The sequence below is a fragment of the Desulforhopalus vacuolatus genome (assembly GCF_016918505.1).
Taxonomy (GTDB): domain Bacteria; phylum Desulfobacterota; class Desulfobulbia; order Desulfobulbales; family Desulfocapsaceae; genus Desulforhopalus; species Desulforhopalus vacuolatus.
On the sequence record NZ_JAFFPZ010000005.1, the window covers coordinates 1 to 19,017 of the forward strand.

The 19,017-nt window shown below is 45.9% G+C and carries 18 protein-coding genes; 16 read left to right on the forward strand and 2 right to left on the reverse strand.

All coding sequences use genetic code 11. The annotated features are described in order from the left end of the window. From cas1 to JWG39_RS04565, 5 genes are all read left to right on the forward strand, one after another. A partial coding sequence (gene cas1 / locus JWG39_RS16695; RefSeq protein WP_205218191.1) for a CRISPR-associated endonuclease Cas1 occupies positions 1-526 on the forward strand: 526 nt, incomplete at its 5' end. Positions 527-662: 136 nt separating this feature from the next. Continuing rightward, positions 663-959 (forward strand): CRISPR-associated endonuclease Cas1, encoded by a 297-nt coding sequence (locus JWG39_RS16700; protein WP_338032179.1) that lies wholly within the window; start codon positions 663-665, stop codon positions 957-959. After that, complete coding sequence (gene cas2 / locus JWG39_RS04555; RefSeq protein ID WP_205218193.1) at positions 956-1,234, forward strand: CRISPR-associated endonuclease Cas2; 279 nt, start codon at positions 956-958, stop codon at positions 1,232-1,234. Before JWG39_RS16700 ends, cas2 (JWG39_RS04555) begins: the two co-directional genes overlap by 4 nt. 99 nt (positions 1,235-1,333) lie before the next feature. Then, positions 1,334-1,606, forward strand: a complete 273-nt coding sequence (gene cas2 / locus JWG39_RS04560) for a CRISPR-associated endonuclease Cas2 (RefSeq protein ID WP_205218194.1) — start codon at positions 1,334-1,336, stop codon at positions 1,604-1,606. Positions 1,607-3,695: 2,089 nt separating this feature from the next. Continuing rightward, positions 3,696-4,607, forward strand: a complete 912-nt coding sequence (locus JWG39_RS04565; RefSeq protein WP_205218195.1) for an NERD domain-containing protein — start codon at positions 3,696-3,698, stop codon at positions 4,605-4,607. A 145-nt stretch (positions 4,608-4,752) separates the two neighbouring features. Here the strand turns inward: JWG39_RS04565 and JWG39_RS04570 are convergent, their stop codons facing one another. After that, positions 4,753-5,118, reverse strand: coding sequence for a hypothetical protein (locus JWG39_RS04570; protein WP_205218196.1), 366 nt, complete (start codon positions 5,116-5,118; stop codon positions 4,753-4,755). Positions 5,119-5,262: 144 nt separating this feature from the next. Then, positions 5,263-6,198, reverse strand: a complete 936-nt coding sequence (locus JWG39_RS04575) for a sulfite exporter TauE/SafE family protein (protein ID WP_205218197.1) — start codon at positions 6,196-6,198, stop codon at positions 5,263-5,265. A gap of 35 nt (positions 6,199-6,233) precedes the next feature. On the opposite strand from JWG39_RS04575, the gene JWG39_RS04580 reads away from it, so the two are divergent. From JWG39_RS04580 to JWG39_RS04630, 11 genes are all read left to right on the forward strand, one after another. Then, positions 6,234-6,692, forward strand: a complete 459-nt coding sequence (locus tag JWG39_RS04580; RefSeq protein WP_205218198.1) for a hypothetical protein — start codon at positions 6,234-6,236, stop codon at positions 6,690-6,692. A 128-nt stretch (positions 6,693-6,820) separates the two neighbouring features. Continuing rightward, positions 6,821-7,942, forward strand: coding sequence for an ABC transporter substrate-binding protein (locus JWG39_RS04585; RefSeq protein WP_205218199.1), 1,122 nt, complete (start codon positions 6,821-6,823; stop codon positions 7,940-7,942). A gap of 113 nt (positions 7,943-8,055) precedes the next feature. Continuing rightward, a complete protein-coding gene (locus tag JWG39_RS04590) occupies positions 8,056-9,177 on the forward strand; it encodes an ABC transporter substrate-binding protein (protein ID WP_205218200.1) in 1,122 nt (373 codons plus the stop codon). A gap of 128 nt (positions 9,178-9,305) precedes the next feature. Then, positions 9,306-10,427 (forward strand): ABC transporter substrate-binding protein, encoded by a 1,122-nt coding sequence (locus tag JWG39_RS04595; RefSeq protein ID WP_205218201.1) that lies wholly within the window; start codon positions 9,306-9,308, stop codon positions 10,425-10,427. Positions 10,428-10,737: 310 nt separating this feature from the next. After that, positions 10,738-11,859: an ABC transporter substrate-binding protein gene (locus JWG39_RS04600; RefSeq protein WP_205218202.1), complete on the forward strand. Its 1,122-nt coding sequence runs from the start codon at positions 10,738-10,740 to the stop codon at positions 11,857-11,859. A gap of 23 nt (positions 11,860-11,882) precedes the next feature. Next, complete coding sequence (locus JWG39_RS04605) at positions 11,883-13,160, forward strand: GGDEF domain-containing protein (protein ID WP_205218203.1); 1,278 nt, start codon at positions 11,883-11,885, stop codon at positions 13,158-13,160. A gap of 96 nt (positions 13,161-13,256) precedes the next feature. Then, positions 13,257-13,463: a hypothetical protein gene (locus tag JWG39_RS04610; RefSeq protein WP_205218204.1), complete on the forward strand. Its 207-nt coding sequence runs from the start codon at positions 13,257-13,259 to the stop codon at positions 13,461-13,463. Between the two features lie 295 nt (positions 13,464-13,758). Next, entirely contained in the window at positions 13,759-14,430 is a 672-nt protein-coding gene (locus JWG39_RS04615) for a lysophospholipid acyltransferase family protein (RefSeq protein WP_205218205.1), read from the forward strand. A 27-nt stretch (positions 14,431-14,457) separates the two neighbouring features. Further along, positions 14,458-15,522 carry a lysylphosphatidylglycerol synthase transmembrane domain-containing protein gene (locus tag JWG39_RS04620; protein WP_205218206.1) on the forward strand — a complete coding sequence of 355 codons (1,065 nt, stop codon included), beginning with the start codon at positions 14,458-14,460 and terminating at the stop codon, positions 15,520-15,522. Beyond that, positions 15,519-17,732, forward strand: a complete 2,214-nt coding sequence (locus JWG39_RS04625) for a glycosyltransferase (protein WP_205218207.1) — start codon at positions 15,519-15,521, stop codon at positions 17,730-17,732. The genes JWG39_RS04620 and JWG39_RS04625 overlap by 4 nt, the downstream gene beginning before the upstream one ends. Positions 17,733-18,042: 310 nt before the next feature. Continuing rightward, positions 18,043-18,963: a cation diffusion facilitator family transporter gene (locus JWG39_RS04630; RefSeq protein ID WP_205218208.1), complete on the forward strand. Its 921-nt coding sequence runs from the start codon at positions 18,043-18,045 to the stop codon at positions 18,961-18,963. Positions 18,964-19,017: the final 54 nt, after the last annotated feature.

Here is a 19,017-nt window from a genome sequence, read left to right on the forward strand (position 1 = left end):
CCTGCTGTCGGGCAAGGGAAAGTTTTACGGCATCATCGACGCCTTTGACACAGACCCGGTTTTACTTCATCGAGATCAGTTTAACAGGGCGGGTGATATCGATTTCTGCCTTGGTCTGGCAAAAGAACTCATTCATGGCAAGATCAACAACAGTCTTGTGCTCCTGCGCCGGCAAAGCAGGCGGCAGTCGAGCAGAGAGTTGTCAAAAAGTGTCACAGGCATGACCTCCATAGTGCAAAAAATGAAATCTGCGCAAACACTGGATGAGCTTCGAGGCTATGAAGGATTCGCGGCAAGGAGCTATTTTCAGGGGATAGCGTCTGTCCTTGATGGCGACTGGCGGTTTTCCGGCAGAAAAAAGCATCCACCAGCGGATCCGGTAAACGCATTGCTCTCCTACGGATATACACTGCTGTACTACAACATCTATTCATTGGCCAGAGCCAGGGGCCTGAACCCTCATGTTGGTTTTCTCCATTCTATCCGCCCTGGTCATCCGGCATTGATTTCTGGGTACCTTGAATAATCTTGTATTTCGTTCATATTCGAGGCACAGGAAGAAATTTACCGCAGGTATATGATTGATATTCCGAGGATAAATTTTTTACTGTAACGAAGAAGATGGGCGAAAGACTGATTATTCAAGGTAGCCTTCTGATTTAATAGAGGAGTTTAGGGCCTTGATCGTAGATACGGTGGTCTGGAAACTGGTTATTTCTCGCAGGATCAAACCGGCTGATTTTTCTGTCGGGAAGAAATATGGCAGTGGGTGTTTGCTGGGGGAGAACGCGAAAAATCTCTTTATCAGAGAACTGGAAAAAAAGCTGAACTCAACCCGTCAGCACCCGGTGACCAGTACGAAAATGGACTATCGCCGCTGTATGGAATATCAGATATTGCAAATCGCTCGTGTTATCCAGGGCAGGCAGGAAAGATATCAGCCCCTGCTGTTGAAATGAGTATGTTGCGGGTTGTTACCTATGATATCTCCGACGACAAGATCCGGGGCAAGGTCGCCGGCATCCTGGGGAATTATGGTTTCCGGGTACAGCATTCGGTTTTCGAGTGCCATCTTGACGGTAAGGAATTTGATCAGTTGAGAGTAGAGATCACAGGTCTGATTGTGGGGCAGGATTCCATACGCTGGTATTCTTTATGCAGCTGGTGCGCTGACAAGATCACCAGACAAGGGAAGGGGGAATTGACCGGTGACGGTGATTATTTTATCGTATAGTTATGGGAACATCGAATAATCACTCCTTTACTTTGTCAGAGTTAGATTTTCTCCTGTGCTCGAATATGAACGAAATTCAATCTGTTTCAAGGGACCCTCATGTATCTCATTTGTTTTGACATAAGCGATGACAAACGATTACGCAAGGTGGCCCGGGAAATGGAGAACTTCGGCCTTCGGGTACAGCGGTCTATCTTTGAATGTCATCTCGATGACGACGAACTCACGGAATTACAGCAACGGCTGGCCAGGATAATTGAGGCTGATAAGGATTCGATACGGTATTATTCACTCTGTAATAAAGATATCAATACAATTCGCATTGACGGGCCGGGAAAGGTGAGCCTTGATCCCCGCTATACTATCATCTGAAGGGAATATTGAATAATCGACTATCTTCTTGATTACAGTCAAAAATTTATCCTCGGGATACAAGGTTATGCCTGTGGTAAGTTTCTTCCTGCACCTTGAAGATGAATGAAAGACAAGCTGTTTCAAGGTTCCCTGAAGACCTTTCTTTTTCATTGCCGGTTTTATGGAAAATCGAAAATATGTAATAATTTCAAGGGGTCCGGTAATCGTTTTTAAAAAAGATGAAAAATTTCCGGAAATAAGGAAAAGCTAATGATATCAGCGTGATAGAGATGAAAATCAAAGAATATGCCGCCGGGCGTTGAAATCATTGAGAAAAATGGCAAAAAGGAGGGGTAAGTTCGGTGTGGCTTCGTGGCTGTTGGCCTGGTCGCCGGAAACACTATTGTAACCTGTTGTTTTCAATGGGGAAAAAAGAGGTACTGTCGTGAAGGGTCCCGGTTTGTAAACGGGGTTAAGACGGAATGGTAGAGACTCTTTCTGCAAGGGACGCTAATTTGTTTCTGTCGTGAAGGGTCCCGGTTTGTAAACGGGGTTAAGACGCCATTCGCAAAATACGTCCCCTTCGCGCTGGTTCGTCGTGAAGGGTCCCGGTTTGTAAACGGGGTTAAGACCCTTGTGGTCATTTTCATTCAAGAAAGGAACGTATCGGCGAGTGGCCTGCTTTCGAAAAAGACAAAAAGGGAGACAGGAGACAGGAGGCAGGAAAAAGCAGGGCAACAAAACTCGATAACATCCGTTGTGGGATGAGACTGTTTCGCGTCTTTTGCCTTTCTCCTGCCTTCCTTCGCGTTCTTCGCGGTAAAAAATGTCTTACCGCTTTTTTGTTTTAAAGCAAAGAATATGCCGCCGGGCGTTGAAATTATCTTCAGGCCTGGTCACAAGGTGAAGTCAAATCGGGGTTGTGCAGGGAGTGATGGGGTAATGTTGGGGGATTGTGAACGAAACCTCTTTTCCCAATTGAACGTATCGGCGAGTGGCCTGCCTGCGAAAAAGAGTGGGATGGCCATTCCCTTGAGGAAAAACGCAGGCGGATAAGAGATTTTTTAAAAGAGGTCCCAACAGTTGAAATCGAAAATATGTAATAATTTCAAGGGGTCCGGTAATCGTTTAAAAAAAAGATGATAAACTGCCGAAAACGAGGAAAACATAATGATATCAGCGTGATAGAGGTGAAAAGCAAAGAATATGCCGCCGGGCGTTGAAATCATTGAGAAAAATGGCAAAAAGGAGGAGTTGTTTCGGTGTGGTTTCGTGGCTGTTGGCCTGGTCGCCGGAAACACTGTTGTAACCTGTTGTTTTTAATGGGGAAAAAAGAGGTACTGTCGTGAAGGTCCCGGTTTGTAAACGGGGTTAAGACATCATGTCCTGCATTAAATATGCGCTGAACAAAATCCTTGTCGTGGAAGGTCCCGGTTTGTAAACGGGGTTAAGACATACCGTCCACGTTGCATCCGTTGAAGTATTCTTGTTTTAGTCGTGGAGGGTCCCGGTTTAAACGGGTTAAGACATACCGGTTGTTCTGTAGGAAGGTGTGATCTTCTTCTGCCGTTGTGGAAGGTCGCTGGATGGGTACAATAGGTGCAACACAGACATATAAAAAAGAGAGAGCTGCCGATATGGTTACGTCGCCACAACCTGATCGGAGGTTCCCGGCACAGGTCCCGGTATTCACTGCCAGTAGGCATTCTTGTAGCAAGGTGCCAGGTCGTGGCCTTTTTCTTCAAACAGGAAGATCTCAGACTGAGATTGCGGAGTGCTGAATTGCTCCTTTTCTTCGTTAGAGCTAAAATTGATCTCATTGTAGAAGCATCCGTTGTACTGGAGATTCCCAAATTGGTCGTCTCTACAAAGACCTTTTGCTTTTTCCTGCCTCCTGTCTCCCTTTTCCCGTCCCTGCCTTTGAATCCGCCAATACAAAATGTAAATGGTATCAGAAGGAGGAAAGAGACAACGGAGTTCTGTTGTTGAATTTGACACAGAGAAACCTCCATTGGCAAACCTGTTGCATTTATTACTATCCAGGCTGATAATAGAAATTGGTGTAAATGATGACGATCCTAAATATGAATTTTCCAAGTGACAAAAAATGAATTTGACTCTCTCTTCTACGTTTATTTCGCCTCTGGTTGCACCTCTAATTGCAGTCGGCTTAATTGTCGTCCCTGCAGTTTTGTTGCTGAAGCTCTTCAAGCTCTCTACAAGGAAGAGGAAGTCTCCGTTGAGTAATGACCTTTTGAGAAATCCGGGTCAATCTCTCCTTGAAAAAATTAACGAATTGACAGTAGAAATTACAGCTCAAACATTGATGATACCAATTATTTTTCTTCAGATAGTATCTCTCTATCTCCTGCAGATATTGAATTGTCCTGAGTGTAATAGATTTATGCTTATTTTAGTGCTGTTACTCTGTGGTAGTGGCTTTTTTATCTATATAATCATTAACTCTTATCGTAAGTTTCACCAAAGGAACACGTTACGTTTAGGATATGAGTGTGAGGTCGCTACAGGGCAGGATTTAACTACATTGATTACGTTCGGTTTCAACATCTTTCATGACTTCCCCGCTGATGGTTTTAATATCGACCATATCGCTATTGGACCGACAGGTGTATTTGCAATTGAAACCAAGGGGAGGGCAAAACCCTTAGACTCAAAGGATAAGCCAGGGTATAAACTCACGTTTGATGGTGAACATCTACAGTTCCCTTCGTGGACGGAGAGGAAGCCATTAGAGCAGGCAAGGCGTCAGGCTGAGTGGCTCAGCAAATGGATTGCGTCTTCAACAGGGACGCCTCAACCGGTTGTGCCTGTGTTATCTTTTCCAGGATGGTTTATTAGCAGGACGAAGTCGAGTGACATTGTCATATATAGTGGCAAAAATTGTGCTTTTCTTGCAAAAGGCAGGCAGGTTCTTTCAGTGGAGCGTATAAAGGCCATAAGTTATCAGGTTGAGAGGGTGTGCAGGGACGTGAAGCAGAGATCGTATAAAAAGGATTAATGCCAATTACATTTTGTGTTGACCAGAGAATGCAACTACGTAGACCTCTTTTTTGGTAACCACGAATGGACACGAATTTTCACTAATACCAATTACATTGTTTATTGATCAGAGAACACGACTGCGTGGGAATCTTTTTTGGTGATTACGAAGGGATAAACAGGATGTAAATTGATCTCATTGGTGATAACGGTGGAATTATAAACCGCTGGCGGAAAATCGGTACAGTGGTGATTTCCCGCGATGTTGTTGTGTAGACAAGGCATGCCTTGTCTCTACGGTGGCGGCAATCAGCGAAATGGTAATCATCACCGATAATCCGTGAAATGATACACGCCATGCTGTCACCATGGGGTAATAACGGTGGATTTACAGACCATTGGTAGAAAATCGGTACGGCGGTGGTTTCCCACAATGTTGTTGTGTAGACAAGGCATGCCTTGTCTCTACGGTGGCGGCAATCAGCGAAATGGTAATCATCAACGATAATCCGTGAAATGATACACGCCATGCTGTCACCACTGGGTAATAACGGTGGATTTACAGACCATTGGTGGGGAATTGGTACGGTGGTGGTTTCCCACAATGTTGTTGTGTAGACAAGGCATGCCTTGTCTCTACGGTGGCGGTAATCAGCGAAATGGCAATCATCCTCTCAAGAACTAAAAAAAGAGAAAATATATTTGCAGGCTGTCAGAAGAATGATCCCGCCGAGCATCCATTTAATTGCTTTGGCGGGAATAAATTTCTGGCAGGATGCACCAAGGTACATCCCTGCTGTTCCTCCCACTCCGAAAAGTATCCCCAACAGCCAGTCTGGCGCCACCTGCAACTCAGGAAAAAACAGTGCGAGAGCCTGATAAAAAGCAACACCGGCCACTGATGTAACAAAGGTGCCCATGAGGGCAGCTCCGGCCACGGTATATATCGGCAGGCCGAAAAACGTTACAAAAAATGGGGCAATGATCGATCCGCCACCGATGCCGTAGATGCCTCCGATAATGCCCACGATGAAGCTGAGGAAGAAAATCCCCCAAAACGAAACGTCGAAGGATTCATCATAGAAGGTGTAGCCTATTCGTTTGAGATTGAAGTATGTCACTGTGGTGGTCTTCAACTCTTCTTTCCCGGTCTTTAACCGGTATCTTTTCACCGAATCCTGAAAGCGCTCTTCGGTGCTTTCTCCGCCTCCCTTCTTCTTGAGGAGATCCAGTACCATCTTCAGGCCAATATAAAGAAGGACACCTGCGGCAAAGAGCTTGAAATGCTTTGGATCGGGCAGGTATGCAACCCGCACCACGGCCCCGATAAAGACACCCGGTAAGGTTCCGATAATAACAACCCAGGTCAGAGGCCACACCATCCGCCCCTCACTCCAGTAGCGATAGACGCCACTGGGGATTGCCACTATGTTGTATACCTGATTGGTGGCGCTGACTGACGGGGAGATATTTCCAAGAACTGACACCTGGAAAGGTAAAAGTAAAAAAGCACCCGAAACCCCGCCCATCGAGGTGAAAAAGGAGACCACAAATGCCACCAGTGGCGGAATCCAGAGAGCTACTTCAATGCCTGAATCTTGGAAGAACATGCTTTTGCCTCTGTTTCAACGGAAAATTTTATATCATGCAAACGCCTGCCACAGAGAGTACCCATTTTGACCCGGTAATGGAACTCCTGATATCAAGGGACCCTGCAGAGCTGCTTCGTTTTGTCGGTTGTAGTGTCGCTGGCAGGCAGTACCGGGTTGCCACAGACATATTCAATCTGTCAGGCAAACAACCTGTCAGCCGAATAGACAGCATTGATATACAAATGCCGCCGGGATATCGAAAGTTTCTTTGCATGGTGGTGCAAGGTACCCTGCAGATATTATCCGGTTTGATTACTTCTCTTCTCATGGCAAATTACTGTCAGGAAAAACACGGTGAATCTGTCTCTGTTCGCCGTGTTCGCCAGCTGCGTAATCAGATTCGTAATGAAGCAAGACAGCAGGTTGCAGAACATGCCGCAGCTACGCAAATACACAAACAAAAACGATTAAAAGAAGAAACACACAATTTTATAACCGGACACTCCTTATAAATGGTACGATACAGAAAAATTTTCATCTGCTGTTTTGAAAGCGAATGAACCGATGAATTAACCATGTAAAAAGGGCTGAAATTACTGCTAAACGTGTTGCACTTATCACTCGAATCCAGGAATTATATATGAATAAAGCAATTGTTATTCTCGTGTGCCTGTTTCCGTTTTTCAATGCTGGTTTTGCAACGGCGGCAGCTGCAGACGAGATTAAAATAGCTGCTGTTTTGGCAAAAACCGGGGACGCTGCGGAAAGTAATCTTGAGATTTTTGAAGCGTTTCGCTTTGCCGTTGCAGAGGTCAATTCCAAAGGCGGGGTTCTTGGGAAAAAAATAAACCTTATAGAGTATGATAATCACAGCACACCGATACAGAGCAAACTGGCAGCACAACAGGCAGTAAAGGATGGTGTGGTTGCCGTTATGGGCGCATCCTGGAGTTCTCATTCCCTGGCCATGGCCCCTTATCTGCAGAAAATGAAGGTTCCCATGATCAGTTCGGGTTCAACCAATCCGGATGTTACCCTGGCAGGTGACTATATTTTTCGGATATGTTTTGTTGATTCTGTTCAGGGAAAAGTCCTTGCCAGGTTCACGAGAAATGATCTGAAGGCTGCTACGGTTGTTATCATGCAGAACATAACCAGTGATTACAGTCTGGGTCTTACAAAAATATTTGCACAGAATTTTACAGCCGGGGGGGGGAAGGTACTTGCTTTCTTAAATTATAAGTCCGGGCGAACCGATTTCACCGACCTTCTCAAGGCGGCTCAAGAGCTCAACCCGGATGTGCTTTTTATCCCGGAACATTCTGAGAGCGGTTCTGTAGTGCGGCAGGCCCAGGATCTTGGAATTAAGGCAAAAATGCTCGGTGGAGACGGCTGGCCCTGTCGCCAGTTCTATGCCAACGGTGGCCAGGACATAGAAGAAGGTTATTATACGACGAGCTGGAATAAGGATTTGGACACAGCTGCATCCAGGGATTTTGTTGCACGCTATAGTAAAGTGTATGAGGTGACGGATTTTTCAGCTCTTCCCTATGATACAGCCATGCTGCTGTTCGATGCCATACACCGTGCCGGTTCTGTTGATCGCGGTGCAATCCGTGATGCAATCGCCGCCACAAAAGACTTTGACGGAGTTAGTGGTAAGATTTCTTTTGATACTCATGGTGATCCCATCAAACAGGTTATTATGATGAAAATTACAAAAGGACAACCTGCCATTTTCAAGATAATTACACCGGATTGAAAAATCCTTTGAAATGGCGGACATACGGATAAAAAATTTCGCGAAAGAGAGAGGGAATAATTTCTTATTATTCTTTCTGTGCCTCGAATATGAACGGAATCCAGGAATTATATATGAATAAAGCAATTGTTATTCTCGTGTGCCTGTTTCCATTTTTCAATGCTGGTTTTGCAACGGCGGCAGCTGCAGACGAGATTAAAATAGCTGTTGTTTTGGCAAAAACGGGGGAAGCTGCAGGAAACAATCTTGAGCTTTTTGAAGCGTTTCGCTTTGCCGTTGCAGAGGTGAACTCTAAAGGCGGGCTTCTGGGGAAAAAAATAAAACTCAGAGAGTATGATAATCACAGCACACCAATACAGAGCAAACTGGCAGCACAACAGGCAGTAAAGGATGGTGTGGTTGCCGTTATGGGCTCATCCTGGAGTTCTCATTCCCTGGCCATGGCTCCTTATCTGCAGAAAATGAAGGTTCCCATGATCAGTCCGGATTCAACCAATCCGGATGTTACCCTGGCAGGTGACTATATTTTTCGGATATGTTTTGTTGATTCTGTTCAGGGAAAAGTCCTTGCCAGGTTTGCGAGAAATGATCTGCAGGCTGCTACGGTTGTTATCATGCAGAACATAACCAGTGATTACAGCCTGGGTCTTACAAAAATATTTGCACAGAATTTTACAGCCGGGGGGGGGAAGGTACTTGCTGTCTTAAATTATAAGTCCGGGCAAACCGATTTTACCGACCTTCTCAAGGTGGCTCAAGAGCTCAACCCGGATGTGCTTTTTATCCCGGGACATTCTGAGAGCGGTTATGTGGTGCGGCAGGCCCAGTATCTTGGAATCAAGGCAAAAATGCTCGGTGGAGATGGCTGGCCTTTTTGCCACTTCTATGCCAACGGTGGCCAGGACATAGAAGAAGGCTATTATACAACAAGCTGGAATAAGGATCTGGATACAGCTAAAACCAGGGATTTTGTTGCACGCTATAGTAAAGTGTCTGAGGCGACGGATTTTTCAGCTCCTCCCTATGATACAGCCATGCTGCTGTTCGATGCCATACACCGTGCCGGTTCTGTTGATCGCGGTGCAATCCGTGATGCAATCGCCGCCACAAAAGACTTTGACGGAGTTACCGGTAAGATTTCTTTTGATACGCATGGTGATCCCATCAAACAGGTTATTGTGATGAAAATTACAAAAGGACGACCTGCCATTTTCAAGATAATTACACCGGATTGAAAAATCCATTTGAAATGGCAGACATACGGAGAAAAAACTTTCGAGAAAGAGAGATCCCGGACAGGTGGGGAATAATTTCTTATCATCCTTTCTGTGCCTCGAATATGAACGGAATACAGGAGTTATATATGAATAAAGCAATTGTTATTCTCGTGTGCCTGTTTCCGTTTTTCAGTGCTGGTTTTGTAAGGGCGGGAGCCGCAGACGAGATTAAAATAGCTGCTGTTTTGGCAAAAACCGGGGAAGCTGCGGAAGGCAATCTTGAAATTTTTGAAGCGTTTCGCTTTGCTGTTGAAGAGGTGAACGCCAAAGGCGGGGTTCTTGGGAAAAAAATAAACCTTATAGAGTATGATAATCACAGCACGCCGATACAGAGCAAACTGGCAGCAAAACAGGCAGTAAAGGATGGTGTGATTGCCGTTATGGGCGCATCCTGGAGTTCTCATTCCCTGGCCATGGCCCCTTATCTGCAGAAAATGAAGGTTCCCATGATCAGTCCGGAATCAACCAACCCGGATGTTACCCTGGCAGGTGACTATATTTTCCGGGCATGTTTTGTTGATTCTGTTCAGGGAAAAGTCCTTGCCAGGTTTGCAAGAGATGACCTGAAGGCTGCTGCAGTTGTTATCATGCAAAACATAAGCAGTGATTACAGTCTGGGGCTTACAAAAATATTTGCACAGAATTTTACCGCCGGGGGGGGTAAGGTGCTTGCTGTCTTAAATTATAAGTCCGGGCAAACTGATTTCACCGACCTTCTCAAGGTGGCTCAAGAGCTCAACCCGGATGTGCTTTTTATCCCGGGACATGCTGAGAGCGGTTATGTGGTGCGGCAGGCTCAGAATCTTGGAATCAAGGCAAAAGTGCTCGGTGGAGATGGATGGCCCTGTCGCCAGTTCTATGCCAATGGTGGCCAGGACGTAAAAGAGGGTTATTATACGACAAGCTGGAATAAGGATCTGGACACAGCTAAAACCAGGGATTTTGTTGCACGCTATAGTAAAGTGTATGAGGCGACGGATTTTTCAGCTCTTCCCTATGATACAGCCATGCTGCTGTTCGATGCCATACACCGTGCCGGTTCTGTTGATCGCGGTGCAATCCGTGATGCAATCGCCGCCACAAAAGACTTTGACGGAGTTACCGGTAAGATTTCTTTTGACAATCATGGTGATCCCATCAAACAGGTTGTTGTAATGAAAATTACAAAAGGACGACCTGCCATTTTCAAGATAATGACACCGGATTGAAAAATCCTTTGAACTGGTCAACATACGGAGAAAAAACTTTCGCGAAAGAGATACCCCGGGCAGGTGGGTGGGGAGGAATTTCTTGTCATTCTTTCTGTGCTTCGAATATGAACAAATGCCAGCTATTCCCGGAGTAAAACCTTGTAAGTGTTTGTAATTGTTACTATGAACCCTTTATATTTTACGAAAAACAATCATAAAACTTCTTATTTTTTACTAATAATTTTAGTATACCAGGTTATTCCTCTCCGAGAACTGCTGAATAAATGCAGGCTGTTTCAAGGAAGCCACTTGAATCCAGGAATTATATATGAATAAAACAATCATCCTTCTCGTGTGCCTGTTTCCGTTTTTCAGTGCTGGTTTTGCAACAGCGGCAGCTGCAGACGAGATTAAAATAGCTGCTGTTTTGGCAAAAACCGGGGAAGCTGCGGAAGACAATCTTGAGCTTTTTGAAGCGTTTCGCTTTGCCGTTGCAGAGGTAAACGCCAAAGGCGGGCTTCTTGGGAAAAAAATAAAACTCATAGAGTATGATAATCACAGCACACCGATACAGAGCAAACTGGCAGCACAACAGGCAGTAAAGGATGGTGTGGTGGCCGTTATGGGCGCATCCTGGAGTTCTCATTCCCTGGCCATGGCCCCTTATCTGCAGAAAATGAAGGTTCCCATGATCAGTCCGGATTCAACCAATCCGGATGTTACCCTGGCAGGTAACTATATTTTTCGGGCAAGTTTTGTTGATTCTGTTCAGGGAAAAGTCCTTGCCAGGTTCGCGAGAAATTACCTGAAGGCTTCTGCAGTTGTTATCATGCAGAACATAAGCAGTGATTACAGTCTGGGGCTTACAAAAATATTTGCACAGAATTTTACAGCCAGGGGGGGGAAGGTACTTGCTGTCTTAAATTATAAGTCCGGACAAACCGATTTCACCAGCCTTCTCAAGGTGGCTCAAGAGCTTAACCCGGATGTGCTTTTTATCCCGGGACATGCTGAGAGCGGTTATATGGTGCGGCAGGCCCAGGATCTTGGAATCAAGGCAAAAGTGCTCGGTGGAGACGGCTGGCCCTATCGTCAGTTCTATGCCAACGGTGGCCAGGACATAGAAGAGGGTTATTATACGACGAGCTGGAATAAGGATCTGGACACAGCTACATCCAGGGATTTTGTTGCACGCTATAGTAAAGTGTATGAGGTGACGGATTTTTCAGCTCTTCCCTATGATACAGCCATGTTGCTGTTCGATGCCATAAACCGTGCCGGTTCTGTTGATCGCGGTGCAATCCGTGATGCAATCGCCGCCACAAAAGACTTTGACGGAGTTACCGGTAAGATTTCTTTTGATACGCATGGTGATCCCCTCAAACAGGTTGTTGTGATGAAAATTACAAAAGGACGACCTGCCATTTTCAAGATAATTACACCGGATTGAAAAATCCTTTGTCAAAATAAAATATGCTGAACAGGAAGAGTCTTCGATACAGAATAACCCTCACGGTTGCACTGACGCTGACAGTTGTCACCCTCATTTTCGGGACAGCTCTTACCGTTTACGAAACCAATCGGCGCAATGCCGCTGTCCTGGAGATCGATCGTTCTTTGAAGCAGCTGACTTCACAATACAGTGAACAACTGGGGAATGAAATCTTTGCATCTCAAACCATGGCAATGAAGGCCACCATGGCAGAGATCATGAAACGAAAGAGTATCCTGACTATAACCGCATACAATGAGTATGGAGAAGTGCTTGTTTCCACGGATAAAAATGCGAAAAAAAAACTCTCTCGTGAGCAGATTGGGGCGTTGTGGATGACATCCATTTCAACAAAACAAAAAGAGAACAATCAATCTGTTTTAGACTTTGCAAGCCCGATCACAGCCTATGGTGAAAACGTTGGTTTCTGGAACATCCATTACTCCCTGGCTTCGCTGGAACGAGAAACTCGGGAGATTATTCTCCTCTTTACCACCCTGATTCTCTCTATAGCGATACTGACTGGTATAGTGCTGAACAGTATTCTGGTAAGGGTTGTCCTGACCCCTGTCTACAAGCTGCGCAATGTCATGCAGCATATCCAGGGAATCGGCAGCGAAACAGGTGATGGTGGAGGTCAGAGGCTTGACAAAATGGTGCAGGCGTTTGATGAATTTTCCGAGGATTTGTCGCCTGTAAAAGGGACAGAGAATGAAATAATTTTGCTTGCCTCTTCTTTTCAGGAGATGATGTTTGCCCTGAAACATGCCTATGCCAACATGCGCACCGATGTCCTCACACAACTGAATAACCGTATGAGATTAGATGAAGTGATGGAATATGAATTGAAGCGGGTAAACAGGTATTCCGGGACCTTTTCCATCATACTTATGGACATTGATTACTTTAAAAAAGTCAATGATACTTATGGACATCTTGCAGGAGATGAAGCCCTGAAAAAAATGGCAGACATCCTGAGAAAAAACTTTCGCGAAATAGATACCCCGGGCAGGTGGGGTGGGGAAGAATTTCTTATCATTTTGCCACAGTTAGACGGGATAAAAGCCTGTATGATCGCCGAGAGAGTGCGCGCAGCAATCGAAACAACGGTATTTCCTGATATTGGAATAATTACCTGCAGCTTTGGTATTACTGAGTATAAAGCAAAGGATACGATACAAAAGCTCACGAAAAGGGTTGATGATGCGTTGTACGCGGCGAAGGAACTGGGCAGGAACTGCTGCGTCGAGGAAAAATAGACAACTGGAAATATCGAAGAATCGCCCATCTGCCCAAAGCCTTTTTCAAAGGATGGTTTTGAGTCGCTGCTGTTCCTAAACACACAGGAGGTTGAAATGAACCAGGCAATTTCAGATCTTTACAAAGGGTGGATTATTTCCATAACTGCTGAAGATAACCAGTGTTCTGCCTTTAGTTTCGATATCACCAGTCCGTCAAAACAGACGCAACATGTCAGGATGGGTGGTATCACCCGGCAACGTACCCTGGAAAGAGCGAGAGAGATGATTGATATGGAAATTTCTCTGATTGATGAGGATTAAGGGGATAAGACAGGCAGGGGGACGGGAAAAGGGAGACAGGAGGCAGGAGAAAAAGCAAAAAGTCTTTGTAGAGACGAACGATTGGGGTGTTTCCAGCACAATGGACGTTTCTACAATGAGATCAATTTTACATCCTGTTTATCCATTCGTAATCGCCAAAAAAAATGTTCACGCAGTCGCGTTTTCTGGTCAGTAAAAAATGTGATTGGTATTACAGGCGTGGAATAGCGGCCTTTATTGCGCTGATAACTGGACGCTGAAGGTGATCGAAGATACCTTCAGTGGGGGATTTGCCATGAGACTTATCCAGGTGAAAGGCGCTTTAATGGCCCGTGTTCTGCGGTGGCAGCGCCAGACATGGCAGGTTCATTTTGCAGGCCGTGAGCATCTGGACCGGCTCTGCGGGACAAAAAGGCGTTTTCTGGTTTGTTTCTGGCACGGGAATTACGTCCCGATATTTTCTTTATTGGAGGGATACGAGGCCTGTGTCCTCAGCAGCCAGTCAATGCGCGGGAGTGTTATCGCCGAAATTTGTGAAAACTTCGGGTACAAAAGCGCCCTGATTCCAGATCGACCGGGACGTGGTTCCCTGAAGTGTATGGTCGAAGTGTTATCGGAGGTGCATGCTGTTGCTACTGCGGCGGACGGCCCGCTCGGTCCCCGTCATCGGGTTAAAAACGGCGTGATACGGCTGGCCTCAAATTTCGACTTTGAGCTTTTACCGGTTGCAGTTGGCAGTCGCAAAAAAATTGTTCTGCACAAAAGATGGGATCGGATGGAGCTGCCGCTGCCCTTCACAAGGGTCTGTCTGGCTTTTGGCACGCCTCTCAAGGTTCCGCCCAAACTTCGTAAAGGACAGATCCGGGAATGGGCGGACCATCTTGCTGACGTGATTACAACGCTGGGCGATGAGGCTCAAAAGAGGGCTGACGGGTATCTTGATAATGATCGGGGAAAGATTGTTTGAAGGATACCCTGAAGTGGAGAAGGCCTGATGATAAAAGAATTGCAGCGTGTCCCTCTGCGTGTTTCCCGGCAGGGTACAGGATATTTGGGGCTGACGTTGCTGTTTTTTGCGCTCTCTCTGGGCACTGTGTATTTTGTGTTCCACTCCTTTTCCGGCGGGCAGTTCCGGATTCCTGCCAATCTGTTTTCAGCCGGTGTGATCGGCAGCCTGGCGGTTCTTCTCGCCCTTTATTTTCTGGCTGACGGTTTACGACTGTATTGTGTCATCCGGGCCATGGATTTTCGTATCGCCTTTACCTGCATCTTTAAACTTGTCTTTATCAATTTTCTCGTCTCCAATGTCACTCCACTGGCCACCGGAGGCGGGGTGGCTCAGGTCTATTTCCTGAATCGAAACGGTATGACTGTTGGTGAGGCAACAGCGGCTACATCAATTCGAACCATTCTCGCCGCTCTGATCCTTTTCACGCTTACCCCGGTCATTCTCTGGGGCAACCCAAATCTGGTTCATATCTTTTTTCACCGAAATATGCTCTACGGTATCACCTTGATATCCTGCGCTTATATCGCTGTTTTCTGGATTATTTTATACAAAATACGTAAAGTTAAGCACTGCGTGTTTCGGGGGTTGTATCTCCTTACTGTCCTGAAAATTGTATCGCGGTTGCGGTTCAGAACCCTTTTTTTAAAAGTTTCGTGTGAACTGGACCTGTTTTCCTGTGGATTCAAAAAATATTTCAGGAACAATCCCGGCTGGGCCATCCTTTCTGTTGTCTTTACTGCTCTTTTCCTTTTGCTGCTTTTTTCCTTTTCCATCGTTCTGATCAGGGCGCTGGGATATCAGGTGCCGGTGCTGACTATTCTGGCCTTTCAGGTGGTGGTGACCTTTTTCATGTACTTTGCCCCTACTCCGGGAGCAACGGGTATTGCTGAAGGTGGATACGGACTCCTGTTCGCCCAGCTGGTAGACAAACAGGATATCACTCTGCTGACCCTTTCCTGGCGCTTTTTTACCATCTATGTCGGAGTGGCGATTGGTATTCTGGTCCTCTGCAGGGAAATAGTGAAGCGTAAAAAGGCGGGCTGTTCATGAGGCGCAAAAAAAAAATAACTCTTGCTCTCATCGCCGTTCTGTTCCTGCTGGCGACACTTATCACCTACAGGATTTATCTCTTTGTCAAAGAGACGGACTACCAGTCGCTCAATGCCAGGCATATTAAGCAGATTGAAACCCGGCTGCACGGTAAAACCAGTTATACATTTGCCGTTGTCGGCAATATCAGAAATTCCATGCGGATCTTTGAAAAGCGCCTCGTCCCCCTGATCAAAGAGAATGACGTTGATTTTATGATCTCCGCAGGAAACGCTGTTTACGACGGATCGGAAGGAAAATACCGCCTGTTGTATCGTGGTCTCAGGAAAATGGATATCCCGTACGTGCTGGGCGTTGGACACAACGAGATGGAAAATTTCGGGGCGGGAAAATTTTATCGACATTTCGGTCCCTACTTCTTCTCTTTTTACCTTGAAAATGCCTGTTTTATCTTTCTTGATTCCACAGGAGAAACGTCGTTCGAGTGGCAGTTCCCCTGGCTGCGCCATGAACTTGAGGCCGCCGCCAGCTGTCCGTACCGATTTGTCTTTCTAAATCACTCTCCCTTTCCCTTGTCGGGTCTTGATTCGGATAACACCCCTTATGTGCTGGAAAAAGACGTAAGCAAAGACTTGCAGCGGATGTTTTCTCAGTACGGGGTGAATATGGTCTTTTCGGCTGGCTATCACATCTGTCATGAAACTGTGAAAAATGGTGTTCACTATATCGTCTCAGGCGGTGGTGGCGGGCTGCTCTTCGACCGGAAGCAGCCGTATCAGTTCGTAAAAGTTGAGGTGGGACCGGAGCAGGTGGTCTGGAAAGATGTGACTGTTACGGGGTGGCAGGGCAGGTGGCGTGAAAAGCTGGAGATATTGAAACTGTTTCTGCATTCGTTCTTTTATATGAATCTTTTCAACCTGCTGCTGGTCCTGGGCATTGTCAGCCTCGTTGTACTCAGGCTGTATGCGCTGATTCTCCGTCAAGAGCACCTGTATCGGGATTTTAACGTCGATGAAGAGGCTCTCTCACAAAAGCCGCTTCGCGTAGCCATGTTCACCAACAATTATCTGCCCTTTATTGGTGGAGTATCCCTCTCCATAGAGAGACTGCGCCGGGGGCTGGTTCGGCAGGGCTCTGTGGTGAAGGTCTTCGCGCCAACGTATCCACAGCCGTATACAGATGTGGACGACACTGTCTTCCGATGTCCCTCACTCCTGCATGCCCGATGGGCCTTCTTCCCGATTGTGAATATCTTTTCGCGAAAAATTGAGGCGGCGTTCAAGCAGTTTGACTGTGACCTCGTACACGTTCACCATCCCTTCTGGCTTGGCAAAAAAGGGCTGCGGCTCGCCAGAAGGCGCGACATCCCGGTGATTTTAACCTGTCACACCCGGTTGGAACGCTATACGCATTACTTTCCCTTTCCCGGGACGGTCCTGAAAAATCTCGTTGCCCATTTTCTCATCAAGCATTTTGCCAACCACTGCGACGCTATTATCACCCCGACGTTATCCACTGAGGAATACCTGCGGAATCTCGGGGTCAGCGCTCTTATTGAGACCATTCCCACCGGTATCAATCTCGGAGATTATGCGCAATGGTCGCCATCACAGGTTCAGACACTGCGCAGTCAATACATCGCTCCCGGGGAACGCCTTCTGCTCTGTGTTTCACGAATGGCCAGGGAAAAGAACCTTGATTTTCTCCTGGCCGGGCTGGCGAAGGCCAGGGCATGGACTTCTGTTCCTTTCACGTGTCTGCTGGTGGGAGACGGTCCGGAGAAGAAACGACTTGAGAAGAAGGTGGCGGCGATGGGCCTGCAGGAGCAGATTGTTTTTGCTGGCAGTCTTCCTCCGCAGGAGGTTATACGCTGTTACCTGGCTGCCGATCTCTTCGTCTTTGCTTCGACCTCTGAAACGCAGGGGATGGTGTTGCTTGAGGCCATGGCCGGTGGCTGCCCTGTCGTGGCGGTGCGGGCCAGCGGGGTCTACGACGTGGTCAAGGACGACTATAATGGCTTCAAGGTCGCAGAAAGCACTGATGCCTGGGCGGAGACAGTTGTAACCTTGCTGGCGGATAGTGAAAAGCTTGCTGTACTGTCTGAAAACAGCCGGGTATTTGCCGAGACCTACTCCATGGAAAGGATTACAGAAAGAGTGTTAACGTTTTATCGGCGGGTCATTGTTCTCGGAAAATCGAAGAATGGGTGAGGGGTGTCTGCCTGTAAAAATATCTCTGTTGCAATGCGTTACGAGCAAACCGGGAACAACGACCTTTCCTCAGATGTCCGTTATGAACAACAAAAAAAACATTAGATCAAGGCGTTAAATAAAATATATTATCGAATGATAAATCTTTTGCAAAAAGATGGAAGGATGCCTATTGTAGCGATTGCAAAAAAAAAGACAGCATCGTGTGAAGTACTTCCGGAAATTGAATGTTTTGGAAGGTTATTGGTTGAATTTATATAAGCCATTAAGAGTAAAAAATTACTGTGAGGGGATTTCGAGGAAGTAATATATGAAGAACAATTCTAAAATCGAACAAAAAGCATTAATATTTTCAATGCTCAGTATTGTAGCTTTTGTCTTCCTTAGTCTGGGTTTTGCACTCTTTACGCGCTCAGAATCGATACTGTTTGATGGTATATATTCACTTATTTCTTTTAGTATCGTTTTCCTGACTCTGAAGGTTTCTCAGCTGGCGGTTAAACCAGATGACGATGCTTTCCATTTTGGCTATACGCAATTCGAACCATTAATTAATGTATTCAAATCTGTTTTTATAATTACAGCCTGTATATACGCAGTTTTTGGCGCGGTAAAAACAATAGTTAATGGCGGGAACCATATTGATATGGGAGCCCCCATTATTTATGCAGCAATTGCTGCTGTGGGAAGTTTTTTCATAGCTTTTTACCTCTGGAAGAAAGCAAAAAAGTGTCGCTCAGGGTTACTCAAGGTTGAGGCTATGGAGTGGGGCGTTGATGCCATGCTGAGCTTGGGTCTCTTTTTGGGATTTACAATAGCACTGTTTTTACAGCAGGGACCGTGGAATTACCTGGTCCCTTATGTTGACCCTGTCATGTTAATTGTCATCGCCATTATTGCAGTGCCAATACCGCTAAAAATATTATTCAGTAATATGCGTGAAGTTCTCTATATGGCTCCACCTGAACCTTTTTTAAATGAACTGGAAAAGCAACTGGATGATGCAACAAAGGACATTCCTTTAAATGATTATGAATTTAGGGTGGTGAAGCATGGTCGCAATACCTTCGTGCTTGTACATTTGATGGTGTCAGACGATTTTCATTTTAATACAGTCGCTGATTTAGACCGTATTCGTGAAAAAATTGAGACCAGGATATTAGCTTTTAATCCTGAAATTGTAATGGAAATTCTTTTTATAAAAGATAAGGTCTGGGCAGAATTAAGGTAAAAAATGAATAAATTGGTATGTGATAATGTTGAAACCTCAGGATGAAGCGTAAAA